At 36.9% G+C, this 25,378-nt stretch carries 17 protein-coding genes; 8 read left to right on the top strand and 9 right to left on the bottom strand.

All coding sequences use genetic code 11. The features are described from left to right. Positions 1–161: 161 nt before the first annotated feature. The 5 genes from AC2A1G_RS17795 to AC2A1G_RS17775 all read right to left on the bottom strand — a co-directional run bounded on the left by AC2A1G_RS17795 (position 162) and on the right by AC2A1G_RS17775 (position 8,997). Positions 162–1,421: a glycoside hydrolase family 88/105 protein gene (locus AC2A1G_RS17795; RefSeq protein WP_484048238.1), complete on the bottom strand. Its 1,260-nt coding sequence runs from the start codon at positions 1,419–1,421 to the stop codon at positions 162–164. A 61-nt stretch (positions 1,422–1,482) separates the two neighbouring features. Next, positions 1,483–2,901 (bottom strand): pectate lyase family protein, encoded by a 1,419-nt coding sequence (locus AC2A1G_RS17790; RefSeq protein ID WP_484048237.1) that lies wholly within the window; start codon positions 2,899–2,901, stop codon positions 1,483–1,485. 148 nt (positions 2,902–3,049) lie between these two features. Then, positions 3,050–4,066 (bottom strand): pectinesterase family protein, encoded by a 1,017-nt coding sequence (locus AC2A1G_RS17785; protein ID WP_484048236.1) that lies wholly within the window; start codon positions 4,064–4,066, stop codon positions 3,050–3,052. Positions 4,067–4,156: 90 nt separating this feature from the next. Next, positions 4,157–5,983 (bottom strand): RagB/SusD family nutrient uptake outer membrane protein, encoded by a 1,827-nt coding sequence (locus AC2A1G_RS17780; RefSeq protein ID WP_484048235.1) that lies wholly within the window; start codon positions 5,981–5,983, stop codon positions 4,157–4,159. A gap of 11 nt (positions 5,984–5,994) precedes the next feature. Continuing rightward, positions 5,995–8,997 (bottom strand): SusC/RagA family TonB-linked outer membrane protein, encoded by a 3,003-nt coding sequence (locus AC2A1G_RS17775; RefSeq protein WP_484048234.1) that lies wholly within the window; start codon positions 8,995–8,997, stop codon positions 5,995–5,997. Between the two features lie 856 nt (positions 8,998–9,853). Between AC2A1G_RS17775 and kduI the strand changes: the two genes are divergently transcribed. From kduI to AC2A1G_RS17735, 8 genes are all read left to right on the top strand, one after another. Continuing rightward, positions 9,854–10,690, top strand: coding sequence for a 5-dehydro-4-deoxy-D-glucuronate isomerase (gene kduI / locus AC2A1G_RS17770; protein WP_484048233.1), 837 nt, complete (start codon positions 9,854–9,856; stop codon positions 10,688–10,690). 10 nt (positions 10,691–10,700) lie between these two features. Continuing rightward, entirely contained in the window at positions 10,701–11,483 is a 783-nt protein-coding gene (locus AC2A1G_RS17765; RefSeq protein WP_484048232.1) for a gluconate 5-dehydrogenase, read from the top strand. Positions 11,484–11,501: 18 nt separating this feature from the next. Then, positions 11,502–12,899 carry a glucuronate isomerase gene (gene uxaC, locus AC2A1G_RS17760; RefSeq protein ID WP_484048231.1) on the top strand — a complete coding sequence of 466 codons (1,398 nt, stop codon included), beginning with the start codon at positions 11,502–11,504 and terminating at the stop codon, positions 12,897–12,899. Between the two features lie 384 nt (positions 12,900–13,283). Continuing rightward, the gene (locus AC2A1G_RS17755) at positions 13,284–14,288 is read left to right on the top strand and encodes a sugar kinase (protein ID WP_484048230.1); all 1,005 of its coding nucleotides are present in this window, start codon (positions 13,284–13,286) and stop codon (positions 14,286–14,288) included. 236 nt (positions 14,289–14,524) lie between these two features. Further along, positions 14,525–15,184 carry a beta/alpha barrel domain-containing protein gene (locus AC2A1G_RS17750; protein ID WP_484048229.1) on the top strand — a complete coding sequence of 220 codons (660 nt, stop codon included), beginning with the start codon at positions 14,525–14,527 and terminating at the stop codon, positions 15,182–15,184. A gap of 10 nt (positions 15,185–15,194) precedes the next feature. Beyond that, positions 15,195–16,724: an MFS transporter gene (locus AC2A1G_RS17745; RefSeq protein ID WP_484048228.1), complete on the top strand. Its 1,530-nt coding sequence runs from the start codon at positions 15,195–15,197 to the stop codon at positions 16,722–16,724. 285 nt (positions 16,725–17,009) lie between these two features. Further along, on the top strand, positions 17,010–18,473 hold the full coding sequence (locus AC2A1G_RS17740) for a tagaturonate reductase (RefSeq protein ID WP_484048227.1): 1,464 nt from the start codon (positions 17,010–17,012) through the stop codon (positions 18,471–18,473). Positions 18,474–18,479: 6 nt separating this feature from the next. After that, a complete protein-coding gene (locus AC2A1G_RS17735) occupies positions 18,480–20,093 on the top strand; it encodes a UxaA family hydrolase (RefSeq protein ID WP_484048226.1) in 1,614 nt (537 codons plus the stop codon). A 177-nt stretch (positions 20,094–20,270) separates the two neighbouring features. Here the strand turns inward: AC2A1G_RS17735 and AC2A1G_RS17730 are convergent, their stop codons facing one another. From AC2A1G_RS17730 to AC2A1G_RS17715, 4 genes are all read right to left on the bottom strand, one after another. After that, the gene (locus tag AC2A1G_RS17730) at positions 20,271–21,512 is read right to left on the bottom strand and encodes a hypothetical protein (protein WP_484048225.1); all 1,242 of its coding nucleotides are present in this window, start codon (positions 21,510–21,512) and stop codon (positions 20,271–20,273) included. Between the two features lie 918 nt (positions 21,513–22,430). Beyond that, positions 22,431–22,916, bottom strand: a complete 486-nt coding sequence (locus tag AC2A1G_RS17725; RefSeq protein WP_484048224.1) for a hypothetical protein — start codon at positions 22,914–22,916, stop codon at positions 22,431–22,433. Between the two features lie 386 nt (positions 22,917–23,302). Then, complete coding sequence (locus AC2A1G_RS17720; RefSeq protein ID WP_484048223.1) at positions 23,303–24,190, bottom strand: T9SS type A sorting domain-containing protein; 888 nt, start codon at positions 24,188–24,190, stop codon at positions 23,303–23,305. Between the two features lie 947 nt (positions 24,191–25,137). Then, positions 25,138–25,378, bottom strand: a 241-nt coding sequence (locus AC2A1G_RS17715) for a hypothetical protein (protein WP_484048222.1), incomplete at its 5' end; no start/stop codon positions are given.

Below are 25,378 nucleotides of genomic sequence, written 5' to 3'. Positions count from 1 at the left end.
ACTCAGCAAAGATTGTATGTTTAATTTTTTTAAAACCATTAAGAAGTATAAGTCTTTAAGTTTTTTTAAGCTGAGCTTTGCTATAATTATGCGGCTTAATAAAATCTTAGATTTTAACTTTAAAAAAACTTAATCCTTTAATTATCTTAATGTTTTAAATTTTATTTTTCAAACTCCAAACTCGCCAAAATAAATGGTCCTGTTCCTTTACCGTCATTCGAACGGATTTCTTCGTTTACATAATATTCGTAAGAACCGTCTCTGTAAGGTTTTCCTCCTAATCCGGCAACAGCACAACATTTATTTAAGTTGACAACACCATTTTCATCAACTGTGATAAGATTTTTGATGATTCCGTCGTAGCCTTTTCTAGCGGCAACTTTATATGATTTTGGCAGGTAACCTTTGTTCACAGATTTAATCATTGTATAAACAAACATCGCTGAAGCAGTCGCTTCTTCGTAATTTTTGTTCGCCAAAGGCTTATCTAAAACCTGGTACCAAAGTCCGGATTTTTTATCCTGATATTTGATAACCGCGTCTGAATAGGATTTGATGTAAGAAATAATTCTTGCTCTTCCCGGATGGTCTTTCGGTAAATAATCCAAAACGTCTACCATCGCCATTCCGTACCAGCCCATCGCTCTTCCCCAGAAGTTCGGCGAAAGTCCGGTTTGTTTATCTGCCCAGGCTTGTTCTTTGCTCTCATCCCAAGCGTGATAAAGCAATCCTGTTTTTTTGTCTAAAAGATTTTTCTGAACAGAATCAAACTGCATCACGATATCGTCATACGCTTTCTGAGCGTCTGCACCTTTTGTAAAATCTTTCGTATAATGCGTATAGAAAGGCATTCCCATGTATAAGCCATCTAACCAAACCTGGTTAGGATAGATTTTTTTGTGCCAGAAAGAACCTTCATTCGTTCTCGGCTGTCCGTCGATTTGCAGACGTAAAGTTTGAAGTGCCTTCAGGTATTTTTGATCTTTCTCTTTTTCGTATAGATAAAGCAATACGTTTCCGCTGTTCAACATGTCGATGTTGTACTTTTCTAATTCGTAAGTGGCAATCGTTCCGTCTTCTTTTATTAAATCTTTCCCGAAACCGCTGATGTAATCATAGTATTCTTTTTTGCCCGTTTTAATGTAAAGCTGCTCAGCTCCGTCTAAAACAATTGCTGACGGATAGGTCCATTTCGGACTTTTGCTGAAATCAAGCATCCAAGCTTCAGGGAAACGCTGCATTTCTGAAAGCATCATTCTTTCAGACCATTTTAAGTTGGTGGGAACTACTTTTCCTGCTTGTGAAGTTACTTTTGAAGGTTTTGTGGCAACAGCATTTTTCGTCTGTGCACAAGACAAAAATACGCCCGATCCTAAAGCGGCAAATGCCAATACTTTTAATTTATGATTGATGAAGTTCATATTATATATCTTTTTAAAGTTGATTTTTCTGTTTTAAAATTTAATTTTAGTAAAAATACTATTATTGTTTTTTGATAATGTCCTGCACAATACTGTGACTGTAAACCTCAATATTATCGTAGTTTTTATCTAAATCTCTTCCGTTTGCATCGTATTTATTAGGATTGAGCTGTTGTTTGATTTCCCATTCATCGGGCATTCCGTCGTTGTCTGAATCTTTTGGATTATTTCCCTGTCTTAAAGTTGGGAAACCACCTGCATCATTTTGAGAATCGATGATTCCGTTTTTGCTTCCGAGCGAACCATTATAGGTAAAAGTACCTTTTTTGGCATCTTTTAAAACATGTACATCTACTGCATCTCTCACCAAACTTGCACCTCCAATTTTTAAAATTTTCCTGTAAGCTTGTTTTGGAGAATCTGTTTTTACATTATTCTGAATATCGTGTGGCTGATTAATTCTAATATTATTTTTATCAGTTTCCGTCAGATTATAATCGCTTTTCATTTGGTTGAAAACTCCTTTTTCCCAATTGTCGGCGGTCACTTCGGGATTTCCTTCAGAAACATTTCCGCTGATATAATATTTTCCCCAAATGTTGTACACTTCGGTTTCAGGTTTTTCATTTTTGTCGATGGCGACAATTCTTTTTTTGGTTAAAGTAGCCGGTCCCGGTTTATAATAATTATTAACGATATTCACGTTCATTCCTTCGCCGCCGTACACATTATTGTGTCCCCAATTATAAATGACGTTGTTTCTGAAATCGGTTAAATCAGTCAGCGCAAATTTACTTCCCGCATATTCTCCCAATCTTGGATTTCTGCTGTCGTGATGTGCATAGATATTATGATGGAATGAAGCGTATTTGCCTCCGGCAATTCCACCGTATCCGTGATTACCTTTTTTGTGAGCAGAGTTTCTTAAACTTTCTGCGATTACACACCATTGAAGTGTGGTATTTTCATTCACATAAATGGAAACCGTCTCGTCTGTTGACCAGCTCATCGAGCAGTGATCAACGATTAAGCCTTTCATAAATCTTGCCCCTAAAGCATCTCCTTCCACTTTTTTCTGGTCTCCCATTCTGAATCTCAAAAAACGGATAATTACATTGTCAGCAGCTACAAAAGTTTCGTAGTTAGCGATAGTAATTCCATCTCCTGGAGCGGTTTGTCCCAGAATGGTAACATTTTCTTCGGTAATTTTTAATGGAGATTCAAGGAAAATGGTTCCGGCGGTTTTAAAAACAATATATCTTGCTTCTTTTTGGTTTAAAGCATGTCTTAAGGTTCCTTCGGAGCCGTCGTCTGAAGTTTTGGTTACGAAAATTACTTTTCCGCCTCTTCCTCCGGTGGTGAATCTTCCGAAACCTTCTGCGCCCGGAAAACTGTCTGTTTTTTCCTGAGCTGAAGCTGAGAAAGAAAACAAAGTGAGTAAACTTGCTGTGAAGATTGTATGTTTTAGGCTGAATTTCATTTTTTGTAAAGTAATTGTTCCTTTTTAATACATCAAATTTGAACACAAAGTTCACAAAGGTTTTATAACAAAATATATTTTTTAAGATTCACAAAGTCGTTTGACTTATAAAAGATCTCAAAGTTTTAGTTTATGATAAAAATTAATATTATTTAAAACTTTTACTAAAATTCCAGTTGTCTTTTCCTTTTAATACGTTTTTGGCGGTATATTTTTTAGCTTGTTCTTTCGTCAGCTGATGCGACCATGAAACCCTTTTTGAAATATCTGCTCTCTCTCCTTTAGAGTTGTATTCTGCGTAGAAAGTAGTTTTTTCAGCATCGGGTTTAGACCAATTATGCCATCCCTCAGATTTAATTGTGGAATCGATTGCACAATTGATGTAAACAGTTTTAGCAAATGGTCTCCACGGACGACCCAAATATACAGAATTTGCATCTGCGTTGCCTGTTACATTACAGTTAATAAATACATAACCGTATTCATTACCTTCAATAGTAGAAGCCGCTGTAACGTAAGAAGCATTTTTCTTTGAGTAAATGATACAGTTTTCAAAAACGGCAGTTCCGGCTCCGAAAATATAATCGGTAGTTCCTTCGATGTAGCAGTTTTTAAAATAATTTCTTGATATTTTAGTTTTATCCGGATTATCCTGAGCTCCTTTTGTGTATAAAGTATCTTGAAAACCTAAGAATTTACAGTTTTCAAAAGCAATTCTATCTCCTGTAGTCAATACTGCAACGGCTTGTCCGACTGGTCCCGCATCGTTTTGAAAAGTGATATTTTTAGCTGAAAAATCATTAGAAAAGATAAAAATAGTTGATGACCCAGTGGTTCCGATATTTTTACCTTCGGAGTTTTGCTTTGAAGCGTGGTCATCGTAAACTAAAATGGTATTTTCTGCATTTTCACCCAATAAAAAGATAGCGCCTTTTTCTTGTGGAATAGTTACTTTTTCACGGTAGGTTCCGGGTTTAAGAATAATCTTTGTCTGCTTAGAAGTATTGTTTTCAACAGAATTTATGGCATCCTGAATGGTTTTAAAATCTCCTTTTCCGTCTTTCGAAACCACGATTGTTCTGTCGGAAGTTTTGAAAGAAAAAATACTTAGTAGGATGACCAATGCTGAAATTGCTGAGAGAAAATTTTTGAAAATCGTCGACATAAAACTTTTCTTTAGGAAAAATACAGACTCACTCCTGTAAACAAGAGAAAGTCTGTATTAAAATCAATTTAATATGAATGTGTATTTTTACTAATAACCATAATCCTGGGTAAGATTGAAGTTATTCTGAATGTACTCAAAATATATCGGCAATAATTCTCTCTTGTTAACCTGGAAATACTGTGCATATCCTGATGCCGGATTATCTACATAGGTTGCAGTAATTCCTGATCTCCATGCAATAGATTTGTAACCTGCAGGAGTGGTAGCAGATTGATTCGGAAGGTAAAATACAGCACTTTTATCTGTTCCTGTAGTATAAACATCAATTGCTGCGATATTTTGCTGAGCCGTTTTAGTAGGATCGTAAACAGAATTTTTGTAATAAATATTCAAAGGTACATTAGCATAAGCTCCGACACCGTTGATGAAATCTGTCAGTTTTTGTTTTGTTTCAGCAATTTTAATTGCTAATAAATTCCAACGGATCAAATCATATTTTCTGATTCCTTCTGAACCTAATTCTAATAATCTTTCCTGCACAACAGCATTAAAGAATCCTACTTTATCAGAAGGAATTGCTCCTACCTGACCAAGATTTCCTGTGTATGCTCTGTTTCTTACTGCTAGTAAAGCGTTTTTAGCTTCCTGAGAAGGTGCACCATTGATTTCGTTGTCTGCTTCTGCAAACATCAACATTACATCTGAAAGACGAAGTAAAGGCCAGTCAACAGCTAATGTCTGAGAAGGACCTGTAATACTTGTCCATGATTTTCTGTATTTAGAATCTGTCCACGCATTAGATGCAGCCAGTTCCGCTTGGTTTGCAGCGTTAATGGTAAAGATTCCGACATTCATGTCTCTTCTTAAGTCAAACTTTGAAAACTCGTAGAAATAAGTTGGAAGTGCATTGATACCTCCACCACCTTTCCATACAGAATTGTCGTGATGCTTTAATCCATTGTAATATCCGATTTTAGAGTCTGTTCTTACACCACCTCCAAATGCTCCTACTGCGAAAATCACTTCATTAGTTGTATCCTGAGCATTGGTGTGTAACGCTCTGAAAACATTTTCATAGCTAGGGTTAAGACTATGCTCACCGGAATGGCTCATGATGTCTTTACATTCTGTTAAAGCAATCTGATAATATTTTTGAGGGTTTGATCCCTGAGCCATAATTTGCGGGCTTCTTCTGAGAGAATATCCTGCTCTGGCTAAAGCAATTCTAGCTCTTAAACCTTTTACAAATCCTTTAGAAATTCTGTTACTGGTTGTACCACCTTCAGACCTCCATGGAACTAATGTTGCGGCTTTTTCAAGATCGTTAATCATCTGATCATAAATGATATCGCGATCTGTCTTTGGCTGGTTCTGTTCAGGTAATTCAGATGCAGGCACTAAATAAAACGGTACATCACCCCAGTTTCTGATTAATTCATAATAATACTGAGCTCTAAGCGTTAATGCTTCACCCATGTATCTGTTCATTAGAGTTTTTTCCTGTGCACTTCCTGTCTGCATAACAGGAGATAGCGGAATGTTTTTCAGAACAAGGTTGGCACGTTCAATTCCTGTATATAATTTCCCAAACGGGTTGTTGAGTTCTGTATTGGTTGCACATGCGCCGAAAGTGGCAACACCCCTTCTGTCATTACAGTTGTAGTTTCCTGAAGTTCTGAAGTCGTCACCGGATTGAGGAATAATAAGAGATAATCTTTGTCCGTACCCATCATCACCACCTAATTGAGCATAAACACCAATTAATGCTGAAAAAGTATCGTCTGTACTGTCAAACTGTTGTGCTTCAGAAATACTTGATAGGTTTTCCGGATCAAGGAAATCGTTACAAGAATTAGTAAAGAAAAGTGCTCCAACGAGGCAACTTGCTATAAATATTGATTTTGTTTTTTTCATGATAATAAATTTTAGAAAGTGATATCTACACCTGTTACGAAGAATCTGCTACGCGGATAAGCTGAGTAATCAACTCCGGGAGTTAAAGGATTTCTTCTTGTGCTTGCTTCAGGATCGTATCCAGAGTATTTCGTCAAAACGAAAACGTTGTTTACTGTTGCATACAGTCTGAAGTTTTTAACACCTACCGCCTCAAGGGAACCTTTAGGTAATGTGAAACCTAAAGTTACGTTATTTAATCTTAAGAAAGATCCATCTTCGATTCCGTAAGAGTGTAAGATGTACTGTCCGCTTGGAGGAGTCCACATTGTTGTGTTAGCGTTTAATGCTGCCAAAGCAGTAGGATCATTCACTTTCACCCCATTGTTGTCAAACCATCTCCATCTGTCTGCCACTTCTGCAGCCATGTTGTTGTCTCTGTAAAGATATTGAGTTGTGTTTTCTATTTTATTGGCATTGTACACTTTGTTTCCTACAGAGAAGTTGAAGAATAAACTCATGTCAAAGTTTTTGTATCTGAAAGTTTGGTTAAAACCTCCATAAAACTTCGGCTGTGCGCTTCCTAATTCCTGTCTGTCTGCATCAGTAATCTGTCCGTCGCCATTTAAATCTTTTAATTTAAGATCTCCGGGCTGCACAGCTCTTGCTCCTAAAGCGATTGCACTTGTACTTGGTACACCTGTTTTTAATGTATAAACCTGAGTCGCGGCATTGTAATCAAAATCGCTTACTTCGTATCTTCCTTCAGTTACATATCCGTAATAGGTGCCTACAGCGCTTCCCACTTTTGCGATAAAGTCAAATCCGCCGATACCTCCAGATTGAACCAGATAATAATCCTGGCCTGGACGAACACCGCTTCCTAAACTTAAAATTTTATTTTTGTTTGCAGAAAGGTTGATGTCTGTTTTCCAGGTGAAATTTTCTTTGTTGACGATAGCTCCACCTAAAGTAAATTCTAAACCTTTGTTTTGAGTTTTACCGGAATTCTGGAACTGGTTAGCATATCCCGGGAAAGGAACTTTAGCCAAAACCAACAAATCTTTAGTGTCAGTAATATATCCGTCTACACTACCATATAATCTACCGTTGAAAAATCCGAAGTCAATACCCGCGTTTTTAGAAACTGTAGCTTCCCATTTTACATTAGGATTTGCCTGTGTTGTAGAGATTCCGGCTCCCGGAGTTACAGAAGTTCCGAATACATATCCGTTGTTTGCACCAACGTTGTAGAAATTAGCCCAAAGGTAAGATGTAATTCTGTTGTTACCAGAAAGACCGTATCCAACACGAAGTTTCAATTCTTCAAGCCAGGAAACATCTTTCAAGAATTTCTCTTCGTTAACTTTCCACGCCAATGAAGCTGCCGGGAAATATCCCCACTGATTTCCTTTCATGAAAACGTTAGATCCATCAGCTCTTACAGAGGCGGTAAGAATATATTTATTATCAAAAATATAATTTACACGTCCGAAAAATGAAGCTAAACGATCAGGAGCAATAACTGCTGTTCTTGCTGCATCCTGTATTAAACCTGCGGGTGGTGTTGCTGCAGCAATGTTGGAAAATGCTTCTTGCGGAAGGATAGACTTTGGAAACCATTTTACATAGGTGTTACTTGTTTCTCCGTCAGTCTGAATGATTTCCTGACCAAGCAAGACATCCAGTTTATGTCTGCCAAATTTTTTCGTGTAATTTAACGTATTGGTATTGGTAATTCTTCTTGATTGAGATCTGTCTAACTGTACAATCGGCATATCTGCATTTGCTCTTGCCTGTGATGTTACAGTACCCCAAAACTGATTGGTGATAATATCTCTCTGTACGTACCCAATAACACTTCGGAAAGTGAAGTCTTTTGAAATGTTCCAGTTGATGTAACCGTTTAATAATAAGTCATTTGAACGGTTAGTTCTAACTTCGTTCTGATTTAGAATTAAAGGATTAACCAAGTTGGTGTTGGTAGCGTAATCTGGGTCAAAATCATCAACAGGAATATTAGATCCTCCTTCGAAAGGCTGGTATCTAACAGCATTTCTCAATCTGTTATTACTTTGAGAACCGGTGCTTGAAGTACCTACACCATCTATTAATGATCTGCTGTATCTTGCATTAAAACCAAACTTTAATTTTTTACTGATATCATAATCGTATTTAAAGTTAACCATACTTCTCTTGAATCCAGAGTTGAGCATGATCCCATCTTCATCTACATGATTTAATGTTAACGCAAAAGCCGATTTTTCTGAACCACCATTTACCGTAAGGTTATGTGTAAAGTTAAAAGCTTCGCGACCGAATAATTCATCCTGCCAATTTCTTCTTTTAACGTTGCTGTATTTATTTTGTAGTTCGCTATAAGTTCCATATCTGTTTGTAAAAGCCAAAACATCAGCAGCCACACCATTTTTGTTGTATAGTTCGTACTGATACAATACAAATTCATAAGGATCTAGAACATCCAATGTGTTCATGATCTTCCTTACACCTGTAAATCCGTTGTAGTTTATGGAAGTAGTTGCTCTCTTTTTACCACTTTTTGTAGTAATTAAAACAACCCCGTTTGCACCTCTGGAACCGTAGATTGATGTAGATGAAGCATCTTTCAGAACTTCGATTGATTCAATTTCTTTCGGAGTCAAAAGCGACATAGCGTTATCCATCTGTACGCCATCCACAATATAGAGTGGGGCATTGCTTCCGGTAATAGAAGTTCCACCTCTTACTTTGATATCTACTTCTGCACCCGGGGAGCCTTCACTTGTCTGCACCTGAACCCCTGCCAGTCTACCCTGAATTGCTTCAGCGGCACTGTTTACGGGCATATCTTTCAAAGCTTCTGCTTTTACAGATGAAACAGCGTTGGTTACGTCTTTTTTAGAAACTTTAGAGTAACCTACTAAAACCACTTCGTCGATATTTCTTTCCTTGTCTTTTTCCTGTGCCATTGCGAGCATTGGCAAAAGAAAAGCGGAAAGATATAACCACTTAATCTGTTGTACATTTTTATTCATTGAACTGTATTCTTAATTTAATTACTTTATTCTTCTGTTGTCTGTTTTTGTGATAAGAGGTAAGTATTTTTTTCGTTAAGTGGCCAGGAATTAATCAAAAAAATACGCTTTCTAGTGTGCAATCGATTGCGTAAATTTTTACAGGTATAAATTCCTGGCTCCTAAACTAATATTATTTTCGATTACGCAAAGAAAATTTGAATAATTTTTTATTAATTTAATTGTTTAAGTTTTAAAAATTTGCATAACAATCGTTAGGTTTTTCACATTATATAACTATTAATCAGTTTGTTAAAATAATAATTTACACCTTAAAATTTCTTTAAAATTTCTTAATATTTTTTTCTGTTTAATGTATTTCAGCTATCTTTTTAGGCCTGAATTACCCAAATTTTACGCATTGAAAATTCCCAAAATGTGTACTCAAGATTAATTTTTTGTGAAATTAAATGATTTTTGTCACGTTTTTCTGAACATTTTTATTGTTTCCTTAGGGAACTAATTAGAGTCACCTCTTTATGACAGCCTTATCATAGAACTTAATGATAATTGTCATCTCAAACACATGATTTTTTTTGGCATGATTTTATGTTTGTTCAATGGTTTGTACCGATTTCAGGGATTAGTTTTACCTTAAATCTCTCTTGAGAGCACGACTTTTTGTACTTTTATTAAATTTATTTTACTGAAAATGAATGATTTAATAATAAATATTAAATTTTTGTGAACCAATTAAATTTTAATTCTATATTTAACACCAAGTATTTCAATCGTTAAAAATGTGTAATTTTATGCAATCGATTACACAGTAAAACTTATCGGCTTTCGGGCCACAGAAAAATTCAAAATTAAGAGTATGACAAAATCAGAATTTCGTTACGCCCATCATCCTGAAGATGTAAAAAAATATACAACTGAAGACCTGAGAAGGGAGTTTTTAATGAATGATTTATTTAATGAAGATCAAATCAATGTAGTGTATTCTATGTACGACAGAATGATCGTAGGTGGTGCAATGCCTGTAAAAAACGCATTGAAACTGGAGCCTACGGATGATCTGAAGGCAGAAAACTTCCTTGACAGAAGAGAATTGGGAATTATCAACGTTGGTGCTGCCGGAAAGGTAACCGTTGACGGAGAGGTTTTCGAGCTTGGTAATAAGGAAGCATTATACATCGGAAAAGGAGCAAAAGATGTTGTTTTTGAAAATGGAAATGAAGGTCAGACTTTATTCTATTTCAATTCAGCTCCTGCGCATCACACTTTCCCTACAAAGAAGATCACTAAAAATGAGGCTGAAATTGTAGAATTGGGAGAAGCAAAATACGCCAACAGACGTACCATCAACAAATTGATCGTCAACAGCGTACTAGAAACCTGCCAACTGCAAATGGGAATGACCGAGTTGCACGAAGGAAGCGTTTGGAACACAATGCCTTCTCACACGCATACCCGTAGAATGGAAGCTTATTTTTATTTTGATCTTGAAGAAGGGCAGGCGGTAAGTCATTTTCTTGGCCAGCCGAATGAGACCCGTCATATCTTTATGAAAAACAATGAAGCAGTCTTGTCTCCGGAATGGTCTATTCACTCAGGGGTTGGTACTTCCAACTACACTTTTATCTGGGGAATGGCAGGAGAAAATATGGATTATGGCGACATGGATGCTGTTAAAACTAACGAACTAAAGTAATTTTTTCTACATGAATTTATTCGATTTATCCGAAAAAGTAGCTGTTGTAACAGGCGGTACTCACGGATTAGGAATGGCAATGGCTGAAGGTCTTGCCTCTGCAGGTGCTGAACTGGCAATCACAAGTACAACTCCCTCAAAATTAGACGAAGCCTTAGAATATTATCGCAGTAAAGGATACAACGCTACAGGTTATCTTTTTGATGTGACAGACGAATTGGAAGCCGCTCAAAAAGTTGCTTTAATGCTTGCTACACATGGGAAAATAGACATCTTAGTCAACAACGCGGGGATCATCAAACGTGTTCCGGCTTTAGAGATGGATGTTGCAGACTTTAGAAAAGTAATCGATGTAGATCTTACCGGTCCTTTCATCATGTCTCAACTGGTTGGGAAACACATGATCAAAAGACAATCTGGTAAAATCATCAATATTTGCTCGATGATGAGTGAGCTTGGCCGTGACAATGTAGTAGCATACGCTTCTGCAAAGGGCGGGCTAAAAATGCTTACCAAAAATTTAGCAACAGAATGGGCAAAACACAATATTCAGGTGAACGGTATCGGTCCCGGATATTTTGCGACAACCCAGACAGAACCCATCAGAGTAGACGGGCATCCGTTTAACGATTTTATCATCAGCAGAACTCCGGAAGGAAGATGGGGAAACCCGGAAGATCTTGCAGGAACCGCTATTTTCTTAGCTTCAGATGCAAGTAAATTTATCAACGGACACATCATTTATGTGGATGGAGGTATTTTGGCGACCATCGGGAAACCTGCTAATGAATAACATAAGAATTTTACAGAAATGAAATCTTTTATTACAGATAACTTTTTATTACAAAATAAATACGCGGAAGAATTATACTTCAATTTCGCAGAAAAACAGCCCATCATCGATTATCACAATCATTTGATTCCAAAAGATATCGCTGAAGATACGGTTTTCGAAAATATTTCTAAAGTCTGGATTGCAGGCGATCATTACAAATGGCGTGCAATGCGTACGATGGGCGTGAACGAAAGATTCATCACAGGTGACGCAACAGACAAAGAGAAATTCGAGGCTTGGGCAAAAACGGTTCCTTATACCTTAAGAAATCCTTTGTACCACTGGACGCATTTAGAATTGAAGCGTTATTTCGGAATTGATGAATTATTAAACGAAAAAAACGCATCAGATATTTACGACAACATCACGGCACAGCTTCAGACTCCTGAAAAGTCAACAAGAGGTTTGCTGAAAATGATGAACGTAGAATCTTTGTGCACGACTGAAGATCCGATTGATGTTTTAAATTACCATCAGGATTTGGCGAAAAGTGATTTCAGCATTAAAGTAAGTACAGCTTTCCGTCCTGATAAAGCGATTTTAATTGAGAACCACAACTTCGCAGATTATATTTCTAAATTGGGCGAGTCGGCTGGAATTGAAATCAATTCTTACCAGACTTTGTGCGATGCTTTATTAAAAAGAGTAGAATATTTCCACGAAAACGGATGCAGACTCTGCGACCACGGACTGAACAATATTTCATTCGAGGAAGCTTCAGAAGCTGAAGTGAGCGCAATCTTCAATGATAAAATTTCAGGAAAAGTGATTGCTGAAAAGCAGGTGAATCAGTTTAAAACTGCCATTTTATTATTCTTAGGCGAAACGTATCATAAATTCGGATGGGTTCAGCAGTTCCACCTTGGAGCTTTGAGAAACAATAACGAAAGAATGCACAGAATCTTAGGTCCGGATACAGGGTGGGATTCTATCGGTGACTTCGTACAGGCTGAAACTTTGTCTAAATTATTAAACGCTTTAGACGGAAAAGACAAACTGACCAAAACAATTCTATATAACTTAAATCCTGCCGACAACGAAATTTTCGCTACAATGATCGGGAATTTTAATGACGGCAGTATCAAAGGAAAAGTACAGTTCGGTTCCGGATGGTGGTTTTTGGATCAGAAAGACGGAATGATCAAGCAGATGAATGCCCTTTCAAACATGGGATTAATCAGCTGTTTCGTAGGAATGTTGACAGATTCCAGAAGTTTCTTATCTTACCCGAGACATGAATATTTCAGAAGAGTGTTGTGTAATCTTTTCGGAGAAGAAATGAAAAACGGCGAATTGCCGGATGATATGGAACTGATCGGGAAAACCATTTCCGACATCTGTTATCATAATGCTAAAAATTATTTCGATTTTTAAACTTAAATAAAAAGCTCTCGCAAATTGAGCAAATTTTGCAGATTTAAAAAAGATCTGCGTAATCAGCCTAATCTGCGAGAGATAATAAATTTGAACCATTAAGGACAATTAAGGAGTTAAGATTTTTTTAGGATTAAAATCTTAGATTTTTTATTAAGCAAATCGCTTAAAGCGAAGCTAAACTTAACTATTCTCAATTCCTTAATAAATCTTAATGGTTTAAAAAAAGTAAATTTTTAATATTTAAAAGGTCAAACGTCCAGAAAAATCTTTGATTTTTAAACTTATGTGATCTTTATATTTTCATTATTTTAAACTTTACAGAACTAAAGCATCAAAAACTTTTGTGCCTTTTGTGGTTTAAAAAGAAGTCAATTAAAAGTTATGGGTAAAATACTTACTTTCGGTGAAGTAATAATGAGGCTTTCACCTCCCGGGAACAAAACAATGAAACAGAGCCACGAGATGGAATTCTTTTTCGGCGGAACTGAGCTCAACGTAGCTTCTTCATTGGCAACAATGGGTTGCGACGTGACGCACATCAGCAATGTTTCTGACGATTTTGTGGGGGAATCTGCATTGTCTTTCATCAAAAGTTTTGGGATTGATACAACTTTCATCAATAAAAATGAACATCCTTTAGGTTTATATTTCCTTGAAGTGGGAGCATCCGTTCGTGCGAGCAGAATTGCTTACAACAGACTGAACGGTTCTTTTGCCAACATCAAACCAGAACAGATCGACTGGAAAAAAGCTTTGGAAGGTTGCGACTATTTCCACTGGACAGGTATCAGTCCCGGAATTTCCGAAGGTGCTTACGAAACTTTGAAAGAAGGTTTGTTAACCGCCCGTGAAATGGGAATTGAAGTAACAACCGATCCTGCTTACCGTTCAAACCTTTGGAAATACGGTAAAAACGGAAACGAAGTTTTAAAGGAATTGGTTTCTTACTCAACGATTTTCATCGGTGGTGTAAATGAGATCAATGAAATTTTGGGAACTCAGTTTTCGTCAGATCAGCAAGGTTTCATGGAAGCTTGTGAAGAATTAAAAAAACAATGTCCATCCATCCATAAAATTTTCGACAAAATAAGAATTGGGGTTACGGCAAGTTCTCAGCAGACGCAGGGAAGAGCTTTAATTAACGGAAATTATTTTGAAACTAAATTTTTAGAAATAGACAATGTAGTCGACAGAATCGGAACGGGAGATGCCTTTGCAGCAGGTTTAATTTATGGTTTATTAAATTTCGATGATGAAAAAGCATTGAATTTTGCCAACGCAGCCTGTGCCATCAAACATACCATTTTAGGCGACATCAATTACTGCAGCGCAGAAGATATCCTCGAAGTAATGGCCGGAAATTCCGGAGGAAGAATCAAAAGGTAGTTTTTCGCTTTTGGCTGTTTGCTTTTGGCAATTGGCTTTACAAAGTTTAAAATTAAAAACGCTATTGGTCTTTGCTGAGCAGAGCGCCTTTGCGAACTTAAAAATATACATCAAGTTTTAAAAAGAAAATCTTTGCGCCCTTTGCGTTAAAAAAAAAGGAAGTGTTGAAGTTACAGCATACCAAAGGATGGATAAAACTCCATCAAAGATTATTTTAACAAAATAATTAAAACAAAATGACAAAAATTCAATTGGTTACAAACACCATCATCAATCAGGGAGCTTTGCCTCTGTATTACAATGCTGATGAAATGGTAACTTTAGAAATATTAAGATCGCTTTACAAAGCAGGAATCCGCGCTGTGGAATACACCAGCCGTGGTGAAGCTGCGTTGAGTAATTTCACAAAAATGGTAGAAGTCCGTAATGCCGAAATGCCTGAAATGCATCTCGGAATCGGAACCATCAAAAATCTAAAACAAGCAGAAGAATATTACAAGGCAGGTGCTGATTTCTTCATCAGTCCGGGTTTTGTGGCGGAAGTTGCAGCGTTTCTAATTCCAAAAGATTTGTTGTACAGCCCAGGTTGTATGACACCTACCGAAATTATTGCGGCGGAAACCGCTGGTGTAACTTTCATTAAATTATTCCCAGGAAACGCTTTGGGACCAGGATTTATGAGTGCCATTAAAGATGTTTTCCCGAATCTGAAATTTATGCCTACAGGTGGTGTTGATACCACAAAAGAAAGCATTGACAGCTGGTTCAAAGCAGGAGTTTCTGCAGTAGGAATGGGAAGCAAACTGGTAAGCAAAGAATTGATGCTTGCAAAAGACTATGCGACGATTGAAAATGAAACCAAAAAAGTGCTGGATATTATTCAGACTTTAAAATAAATAAATGACTATGAGTTCAGTTAAATCTCTTAAGCCGACGCAATACAGATGGACGATTTGTCTGCTGTTATTCCTCGCTACCACGATCAATTATCTGGATCGTCAGGTTTTATCTTTGACGTGGAAAGATTTTATAGCACCGGAATTTCACTGGAATAACAACGACTACGGAAACATCACCGCATTATTCTCCATATTTTATGCTGTGGGAATGCTTTTCGCAGGAAAGTTCGTGGATTTCATGGATACCAAAAAAGGTTTCCTTTGGGCAATTGGAGTTTGGTCTGTGGGTGCAGTTTTACACGCATTCTGCGGGATTGCTACTTCGGGAATTCTTACTGGCAACTGGTTTGCAGGTTTTCATGGTTCAAAAGAATTAATTTCTACAGTTTCCAATACTTCTGCAATCATCAGTACAAGTGTTACTTTATTCATTTTTGCGCGTTTCGTATTGGCGATTGGTGAGGCAGGAAACTTCCCCGCAGCAATCAAAACTACGGCAGAATATTTCCCCAAAAAAGACAGAGCATTTTCTACAAGTATCTGGAATGCTGGAGCGACGGTTGGAGCTTTGGCAGCACCGCTTACAATCCCTTTTATTGCAAAATCCATGGGTTGGGAATGGGCGTTTATCATTATTGGTGCTTTAGGATTTGTTTGGATGGGACTTTGGGTATTCGTTTACAAAAAGCCACATTTACACAAAAGAGTTAACGAACACGAACTGACTTATATCAATCAGGATCAGGACGATCTTCCGAATGAAGACACTTCAGTGCCGGAAAAAGTATTTACGTTCAAAGAATGTTTCAGCTACAGACAGACATGGGCTTTTGCCTTCGGAAAATTCATGACAGACGGCGTTTGGTGGTTCTTTTTATTCTGGACTCCGGCTTATTTAAGTTCGGTTTACGGAATGGATTCCACAGAAAGTGCATTGCCGTTATTCGTATTATACATGATTACTTTATTATCAATCATCGGTGGATGGCTTCCAAAATATTTTGTTGAAAAGAAAGGTATGAACGCTTACACTGGAAGAATGAAAGCGATGTTGATTTTCGCATTTTTCCCTCTGTTGGCACTTTTGGCTCAACCATTAGGAACAGCAACTTACTGGATTCCGGTTTTAATTATCGGTGTAGCAGGAGCAGCGCATCAGGCTTGGTCAGCAAATATCTTCTCAACAGTAGGCGATATGTTCCCTAAAAAAGCCATCGCAACCATCACAGGAATTGGCGGAATGGCAGGCGGAATCGGATCTTTCATCATCAATAAATCTTCGGGTGTTCTATTTGATCACGCACACAAAGCATGGTCAACCGTAGACGGAGTTCCTTTGTTGGAAAAATATCCTCAATACGTTAACGACCGTTTGCCGGATGGTTTCTTTGAGCAGTTGGAAAAGTCAGGCGCCGTAGTTTCAGACGGAATTGACAAAGGATACATGATTATTTTCTCCATCTGTGCAGTCGCTTATCTGATCGCATGGACAGTAATGAAAATGTTGGTTCCTAAATATAAAGTGATTAGTAAATAGAAAATAAATTTTAAACCATTAAGTTAGAATTAAGCAGTTAAGAATGATTAAGAATTTGCAGGCAAATTGAATTGCCAGCTTAAGAAATTTATTTCTCTTAAATAAACTTAACTCCTTAATAGATCTTAATGGTTCAAATATAAAACTTTGAGTTCTTTGCTAAGTCAACGCCTTTGCGAACTTGAAAATATACATAAAGCTTTAAAAAAATCTTTGCGGACTTTGCGTTTAAAAAGCTCTAAGATTTAGCAGAATTAAAAACACAATTTAATTCAAATTAGAAAAATGGAAAATCAGACAAAACAACAGTTAAACCGTCAAAACAGCGGTATAGATACAAAATTACCAATCAAAATCGTACAGTTCGGAGGAGGAAACTTCATGCGCGGATTTACAGATTATGTGATTGATAAATTAAACACAGAAGCAGATTTCAATGCAGGAATTGTCAACGTACAACCTACACCAAACGGTTCAGTTCACAAGCTTGAAGAACAGGGGAATCTATACACATTATTCACAAGAGGAATCAAGAAAGGAGAAATCATCGATGAGAAATGCGTGATTTCGGCGATTCAGAAATCGGTTAATCCTTATGCAGATTACAACAGCTTTTTGGAGTTGGCGAAAGAAGAAGAACTTGAATTTGTTTTTTCAAATACAACCGAAACGGGAATCGCTTACGACGAAACTGAAAATTCGTATGAAGGTCCGCACAAAAATTTCCCTGCGAAAGTAGCGGTTTTACTTCATGAAAGATATAAGCATTTTAATGGAGCGGCAGATAAAGGATTAAGAATTATTCCTTGCGAGCTGATTGAAGAAAATGCAATCGTTTTAAAAGGAATTATTTTAAAATATACCCAACTTTGGAATTTAGAACAAGGTTTTGCAGAATGGGTTGAAAACAGCAATCACTTCCACAATACTTTGGTCGATAGAATCGTTCCGGGTTATCCAAAAGATGACGCTGCGACGTATGAAGACCAGTTGGATTATGAAGATCCGATGATGGTGGTTTCTGAAACATTCCTTTTATGGGTGATTCAGGGAGGTGAAGATTTAAAACAGAGAATTCCTTTCGATAAAATCAACGAACAGATTTTGGTGGTGGATGATATTCAGCCCTACCGTTTAAGAAAAGTAAGAATTCTGAATGGCGGACATACTTTGATGTTGGCTCCGGCAATTTTAGCAGGAAAAGAAATCGTGAAAGAAGCAATCGATGACCAGTTTATCGGAACTTTTTTAAGCGAATCGATATTTAATGAAGTCAATCAGACTTTAGGTTTAGATGAAACTGAACTGAAAGAATTTGCAGAAGAAGTGTTCGACAGATTCAGAAATCCTTTCATTAAGCATCATTTGGCGAGTATTGCTTTATATTTTGTTTCTAAATTTAAAGTAAGAGTCGTTCCGAGTTTACTGACTTATGTTGAAAGAAATAATAGACTTCCGTTGAATTTAACGTTCTCTCTGGCAAGTTTAATCAGATTCTATCAGGGAAGTTTTGGTGAAAAATCTCTTCCTCTGAATGACGAAGAAGCCATCGTAAACAGATTCAGGGAAATCTGGAAAAACGAAGATTATGAAGTAGTTTCAGAACAGGCATTAAGCGAAAAACTATTCTGGGATACCGACCTTACACAGGTGGAAGGCCTGAAAGCCGCAGTAGCAAAAGCATTGTACGAAATCGATCACAATGACATGGAAACTGCTTACAAAAATTTTATTCAATTTTATTCTTAAACAATCATGCAAAAGAAAGTACTGAAAGTAAATCCCAAAGACAACGTTATTGTAGCGCTGTTGGATTTACCTGCCGGAGAATCGGTGCACTTAGACGGTACAGATTATACGATTCTTAAAGATATTAAAGCAAAACATAAATTCGCTGCCGTAGATTTTGAGGATGGCGACCATATCATCATGTATGGCGTAATCGTTGGAAAAGCCAACCAATCCATCAGACAGGGCGAAGTGATTACCACCGAAAACGTAAAGCACCAAAGTGCAAAAGTAGTCGGAAAAACCGAAACTTTAGGCTGGACTCCACCTAATGTTGACAAGTGGAAAGACCGTACTTTCATGGGCTACCACCGTGAAGACGGACAGGTAGGTACAGAAAACGTTTGGTTATTCTTCCCGTTGGTATTTTGTGAAAACAAAAATATCGAAACACTGAAGGATATTTTTGAAAAAGAATTGCTTCATGATAAAGCCAGCAAACATCAATTGTTGCTGCGTTCGTTATTGAACGGCGGTGCAGCTGTTGAAGTGGAGGAAGAACAACCGGATACAAGAATATTTAAAAATATCGATGCAAGATTTATTACGCACCAGGGCGGTTGTGGCGGAATCCGTCAGGATGCCGAAGCGTTGGGAAGACTGTTTGCAGGATATGTCAACAACCCGAATGTGGCGGGAGCTACGGTTCTCAGCTTAGGATGTCAGAATCTTCAGGTACAGATTTTCATGGATTCACTGCATGCATTGGCTCCAAATAACAAAAAACCAATCGTCGTTTACGAACAGCAAAAATCGGGTACCATCGATGAAATGCTGACCGGCGTTATTAAAGATTCTTATGAAGGCATTAAAAAAGCCAACGAAATAGAGAGAAAACCTGCATCCATTACCAAACTGAACATTGGTTTGGAATGTGGTGGCTCAGACGGTTTTTCAGGAATTTCTGCAAACCCAGTTTTGGGCGAAGTTTCTGATATAATGGCGGCAGTGGGCGGAACAACCATGCTCGCCGAGTTCCCTGAATTGTGTGGAGTAGAGCAGGAGTTGGTCAACCGTTGCATCAATGATGAAGACGGTGTAAAGTTCCTGAAACTGATGAAAGATTTTGAAGCCTCTGTGGTTGCGGCAGGATCAGGATTTGATATGAATCCTTCTCCCGGAAACATCAAAGACGGTTTAATTACCGATGCCATGAAATCTGCAGGAGCATCCAAAAAAGGCGGAGCAGCCCCAATCGTTGAAGTTCTCGATTTTACAGAATATGCCACAAAACCAGGTCTGAATCTGTTATGTACTCCCGGAAACGATGCCGAATGTACAACAGCTTTGGTCGGTTCAGGTGCAACAGTCGTACTTTTCACCACAGGTCTTGGAACTCCGATGGGAAATCCTATTACACCGGTTGTGAAGATTTCTTCCAACACGGTTTTGGCAGAAAAAATGTCAGACATTATTGATTTCAATGCAGGTACCGTAATCAGCGGAGAAAAAACAATTCCCGAAGCCGCAGACGAACTTCTGGAACTCATCATCAACGTAGCCAGCGGCGAAGTAAAAACCAAAGCAGACGTTTTGAATCAGAATGATTTCATTCCATGGAGACGAGGTGTCTCTCTGTAATGGGTTAATTATATTAAATATTAGGGTTGAAAATGCTTCTTGCTTCGGTAGGGAGCATTTTCTTTTTACAGATAGCGCGGATTTGCAATCCGTGCTTAGAATAAGTTATGATGAAAATCAAGGATTGCAAATCTGCGACATATAGCGTTTCACTTAGCTGATGATACCTGACGATATTTATTTTAATGTTTGTTGAATTGATTTTAAATCATTTGTATCAAGCTTTACAGCAAATAGCTTTTCAAAATTTTTAATATTATCCTTGATATTCGGAGATGAATTATACAAGTTCCATATATCTGTTACACCACTGAATCTTTTTAAAATTTTTTTCTCTTTATAATAGTCGATTAGTTTTTTTGATGATTTACCTATTAATTTTCCTAAATTTAGATCTTCTACAATGTTTGTTATATCATTATTGTCAATTGCTTTATCTACAGCTTTTTCCATTTCAGTATTATCGGAAACTTCCCAAAAATTAAACATTAATCTACTAGCTGTACTATATTTCTTATTAAATACATCCCAAAACCTATTGTATTCATCTACAGCTTCAATTTGTTCTTTAATTGTTTTTGATTGATTAAGTCTCATTTCGTAATTAATAGTAGAATTCCTTAGTTCTGTAAAATCCTTATCTAACTGTAGGAGTTTTGAAGGTATATCACATATAGATTTGCATTGACTCAATAATATATTTACTAATGGTGGTATTTTTTGATTCGATAGACCAAAGTAGTTGTATAATTCTTCTTGTTTATTGTTAAACGCATTTGATATTCTGCCTATAATTTCTTTTGAAATTCCTTTGCCTTTTAAATTTGTAATTTGAAAATCATATGAATAGAATGGAAGAGATGCTTGTAAATTTGAATTAGATGTTGCTGCTAAGAAGCTGGTGTAAAATTGTTCTGGTGTGTCAGAAGATTCAAGAGCTATTAATCCGTCTTCAACCTTACCTATTGATAAATATTTTAAATTAATGTTATCATTGTCAAGACTTGAAATTTTGAGATATTTTTCACGTGCAATTTCTGTATCTAAGCCTTCGTTAATGAACTTATCTATTTTCTCTTGGTAAGAAATAGGATTATCAAAATCTGTTTTTATTATACCAGTAACTTGTCCAATATTACTCCCTATACCTGAAATAATACTAACTTTTTTATTTTTAATCAATAACTCTAAAATTGGACGACCATTCGGGAAAATGGATTTTGATAATAAGTTGATGTGTTTAAATTCTTTATCAGTTAGATAAAAATTTGTATTTAAAACAAAAGCTTCTATAAATGTATTTAAAGAATATATAAATGTGACATTGGGTTTAGCATATTCTCCAATTATATAATCTAGTTCATCTATTAAATTTGAACTTATATATGTTGAATTAAATTCAATATTGATTTCATTCATTTTTGTAATGTTTTTGTAATGCTTTCAGTTTATATTTATCATCACAGAAAGTTAATCCAAGTGTAATTTTTCTAAAACTAATGAAATAAAAAGTTTTAACAAATTTTATTTCTAATTTTTTTTTCTCCCCGCTGGTGCTAGCGTCACGCTCCTACAAATTGCCTATGATTAGAGTGGTCACAAACGAGACGCTTGTGCCACCGAAAACCATTCTCGAAAGGTCTTCAACCTTAAATTTGACACTGCTGGTGCGTGCGTCACGCTCGTACCCATTGCTTATTATTAGAATGGTCACAAGCGAGACGCTTGCGCCAGCGAAAACCATTCTCGACAGGTCTTCAACCTTAAATTTGACACTGCTGGTGCGTGCGTCACGCTCGTACCCATTGCTTATTATTAGAATGGTCACAAGCGAGACGCTTGCGCCAGCGAAAACCATTCTCGACAGGTCTTCAACCCCAAATTCCACGTTCCGAACCCCAACCGCCACGTCCGAAACCTATCCCGACACGTTCCGAAGAAGTCTTGATACGTTCTGTAAAGGTTTCGATACGTTATCCAACCTATCCCGACACGTTCATCAGAAGTCCATCGGGGTTATCGATGCCTCCGATGGGGTTATCAATACATCCAGACACGTTACACCACCTATCCCGACAGGTAAAAGATAGCTCCGGATCGGTAAAAGACCTGTCCAGACTTATCCGCAACCTATCCCGAGGAGTCAACTACCGCTCCCGACCATTAAAAAACGTCTCGGGATAATTGAAAGACGTCTCCAGACTGATATGGGACGTATTGGGAGGAGTATAAAACGTCTCCCGGGTATTCAACAACGTATCTAAGCTGGTTTAATGGAAAGTTGAAAGCATAAAAATACCCCTCCAAGTACCGAAGGGGCAATTACTGACTGGTATTTTACTTTTTTTCCTCAGGCGGTGCAGTAGAAGTTGAATTTTTCACAAAGAACTGTTTCAGATCATTGTACTTATCTTCAAATCCCGGTGCCGAAGAACCTGCTTTGTAGGTGGTGAAAGAGTAATCGATCAAAGCCGCCTGATAATTGTCGTAATCGTGAAGAATCTTGGCATTTATCATTCTTGTGGTCAGACTTTCCAGTTTACTGATCATGGCTTCCATGTTTTTTCGGGAGCTGTAATCTCTGTTAAATTCATCCCATTCAACTTCGGGCGACCTCAATTCAGGCTGATTGTGGTTGTAGTCGTCGACCTTGTTTACAAAGAGTTTGTTTTGCTCGTTGATACTGCCATACTTCTTTCGGTCGTCGGCTGAAAGGTTGTGTGTGAGTTCATCAAGAGCTGTGTCCAATGCCGCGATGGCATCCTGTGCCGCAGTGATCTTTTCACTGCTCAAATGGGTGGAGTTCAAATTTGTTAGTCCCATCATTTTTGATTTTAAAGGTTAATACTAAAAGAAATAAAATCGTGTGTTTTTTTGATTTGCTGTGAAACTAAATTAATAAAAATTTCAATATAGCGGAATTTTTAGTCCTAATAATATTTTTTTCTAAATGATGTATCAACAAAGGAAGCACTCGGCAAAATTTTTTTTTAGCCTCATGCTGCCGGACATCTCTTCCTCGCTCGTTTAGATAAGTATCGTGCTCATATCAATTGGAAAGATACGAACAACACGCTCGCATCAACGGAAAAAAAGTCGTGATTTCACATCTCCAATGCCGATAGCGCGGATTTAAAATCCGTGCTAAGAATGTCATGTATTTACAGAAGGTGCAGATTATAGATACGCAATACCAGAGTTTACTGTATTTATCTTTTGATAATTTTTTTAGTTACCGTACTTTTTTCTGTTTCTATTGATAAGAAATAGTTACCAACGGGCATTCCTTCGAAATCCACTTTTTGATCTGCCCATTTCACAGAGATTTTTTTGCCGGTACCATCATAAAGAGCGATCTGACGTATCTTATCTTTACTTATTACTTCTACAAAACGGGTAGTGGGGTTGGGATAAACTTTAATTTCTGAAGAATCGTACACCACTTCATGTGTCCCCAAAACCATCCCTTCAATAGAAAATGCAGCACCAATATTTGGGATGACCAGCCAGGTCGGGTACGCTGCACCACCTGTTAGATTAGATATTCTTGCGTAGTCCGGGGCTGCCGTCGGGGATAGCCACCAGTTGAATTTCTGTGGTGAACTTAAAATCATCGAATCCAAATTGATTCGGGGTACAAAGAAAAGCCAGTATTTTGTATTACCCTGCAGAACTGCTGTACCTGGAAGTGCTGAAATATCCACAGAAAATGTATAGATATACTGTGCAGTATGTATAATATTGTATCCTTGCGTACTGTTGTTAATGTCTAAAGTAATTACTGGAGTTCCTGTCTGAAGAAGGGGATTGCCGGACGGAGCTCCGTTATTGTCGCTGTATATATACAGTAGCATTCCTTTCACCATTGCAGGAAGATTATCGGAAATTTGAGATCCGTATATATTGATGCTGGTTATTTCGCTGGTTTGGGGTAAGGTAAAACCACTTGCCATGCTGATCATATCTCCGTTATTGGCAAGATAAGAGCTGAAACCGGTTGATCCGATATAATTAGGAACTGTATGCGAGTAGATCACAGACTGTGCATTCGTTTGTAAAAAGAAAGACAGGATGAAGAGAATGTAGAATTTTTTCATAGATACTTATTTTATTGGGATGATTAGTGTTTTCTAAGTCGTTCTGCAGATAACAAATGGGTTTAAAATATTCTCAGTGAGTTGAGTATAAATTAAATTTATGTCCCAAATGATTTGATATCACAATTTAAGGAAAAATGGAAATGAAAATGATATTTTTTACGGATAGTTTAAAATTAGTTTAATAAAACATGGTTGGTATTGAATTTTTTAAATGAAATAGGAGGGTTTAGATTTTATTGTGATAAGAATTTGTAGTTTCATTACCGAATTTTTCAAATCTGAAATAAGAGTAGAGCTTTAAAAATTAAAGAAACATAAAAAATTTCATTCCCTTATTTGTTCAAATTTACTTGTGGTTGTGGGTAATGCTTATTCATTATTTTTATTATGATAATGTGTGTTGCCAACCTACTTAATTAAAACGATTTTGTCACGAAATGATTTTTTGGAACTTTCAGCTATTATAGCGATTAATTTTCATAAAATTAACTGTAAGAGCCCTTCGTTGGTTAAAGACAAGAAAGATAATTTACCGTATTTAATATATAATTAACATAATATCAGTCTAGTATAATTTTTTTAAAATTATTGTATTAGTAATAATAAATGTTTATATTTAGTTATAAATCAAACATAACTGTTTATGCGATAACAATCGTTATTTGTAGTTACAAAATATTACCATGAATACATCAAACAAAAAACGGATAAAACTGTTTGTTTATTGCTCCGTTATCAGTATTGTACTGTGTCTCATCAGTATTTTTACAATTCCCAATTACTATTTCGATGCTATTATTTTTCTCTTAGCAACAATGTTTGTCATTCTTTTGGTGAGGGTTCGGGTGACTGAAATAGATGGTTCGGGCTATTGTCTTACTATTAGAAGAAATGGTATTTTTTGTAAGAAAGGATATCGTACGCCGATGATAGAGTTTCCGCTTTCAGACATAAAAGAAATGACTGTTAAAAAAGGTTTGATCAGCTCCAGAATTTATTTTAAAATAGTAGGGCAATCCCGTACAAGAGTTTTTCAAGTGAATCTCCTTTTTTATAATAAAAAACAGGTGTTGAAAATTCATGATATTATGAAATCCTGATATGTTTATCATATGTCTTGGTGTGTATTCTTGCATCTCTTTATATTCTCCAAAGCCCTCAATTTCTCCAACTCTCAAACGCTCC

This window comes from Chryseobacterium sp. HNCC26DJ240, from assembly GCF_057180485.1.
The sequence above is the reverse complement of the archived record's forward strand: the minus strand, read 5'-3'. Positions and strand labels throughout refer to the sequence as shown.

Bases quoted from the DNA above. Each gene is read 5' to 3' on its own strand.
- AC2A1G_RS17790 (WP_484048237.1), bottom strand. From the start codon at position 2,901: ATGAAATTCAGCCTAAAACATACAATCTTCACAGCAAGTTTACTCACT.
- AC2A1G_RS17795 (WP_484048238.1), bottom strand. From the start codon at position 1,421: ATGAACTTCATCAATCATAAATTAAAAGTATTGGCATTTGCCGCTTTA.
- AC2A1G_RS17750 (WP_484048229.1), top strand. From the start codon at position 14,525: ATGACAAAAATTCAATTGGTTACAAACACCATCATCAATCAGGGAGCT.
- AC2A1G_RS17745 (WP_484048228.1), top strand. From the start codon at position 15,195: ATGAGTTCAGTTAAATCTCTTAAGCCGACGCAATACAGATGGACGATT.
- AC2A1G_RS17720 (WP_484048223.1), bottom strand. From the start codon at position 24,190: ATGAAAAAATTCTACATTCTCTTCATCCTGTCTTTCTTTTTACAAACG.
- AC2A1G_RS17740 (WP_484048227.1), top strand. From the start codon at position 17,010: ATGGAAAATCAGACAAAACAACAGTTAAACCGTCAAAACAGCGGTATA.
- AC2A1G_RS17765 (WP_484048232.1), top strand. From the start codon at position 10,701: ATGAATTTATTCGATTTATCCGAAAAAGTAGCTGTTGTAACAGGCGGT.
- uxaC (WP_484048231.1), top strand. From the start codon at position 11,502: ATGAAATCTTTTATTACAGATAACTTTTTATTACAAAATAAATACGCG.
- AC2A1G_RS17780 (WP_484048235.1), bottom strand. From the start codon at position 5,983: ATGAAAAAAACAAAATCAATATTTATAGCAAGTTGCCTCGTTGGAGCA.
- AC2A1G_RS17775 (WP_484048234.1), bottom strand. From the start codon at position 8,997: ATGAATAAAAATGTACAACAGATTAAGTGGTTATATCTTTCCGCTTTT.
- AC2A1G_RS17755 (WP_484048230.1), top strand. From the start codon at position 13,284: ATGGGTAAAATACTTACTTTCGGTGAAGTAATAATGAGGCTTTCACCT.
- kduI (WP_484048233.1), top strand. From the start codon at position 9,854: ATGACAAAATCAGAATTTCGTTACGCCCATCATCCTGAAGATGTAAAA.
- AC2A1G_RS17725 (WP_484048224.1), bottom strand. From the start codon at position 22,916: ATGGGACTAACAAATTTGAACTCCACCCATTTGAGCAGTGAAAAGATC.
- AC2A1G_RS17730 (WP_484048225.1), bottom strand. From the start codon at position 21,512: ATGAATGAAATCAATATTGAATTTAATTCAACATATATAAGTTCAAAT.
- AC2A1G_RS17735 (WP_484048226.1), top strand. From the start codon at position 18,480: ATGCAAAAGAAAGTACTGAAAGTAAATCCCAAAGACAACGTTATTGTA.
- AC2A1G_RS17785 (WP_484048236.1), bottom strand. From the start codon at position 4,066: ATGTCGACGATTTTCAAAAATTTTCTCTCAGCAATTTCAGCATTGGTC.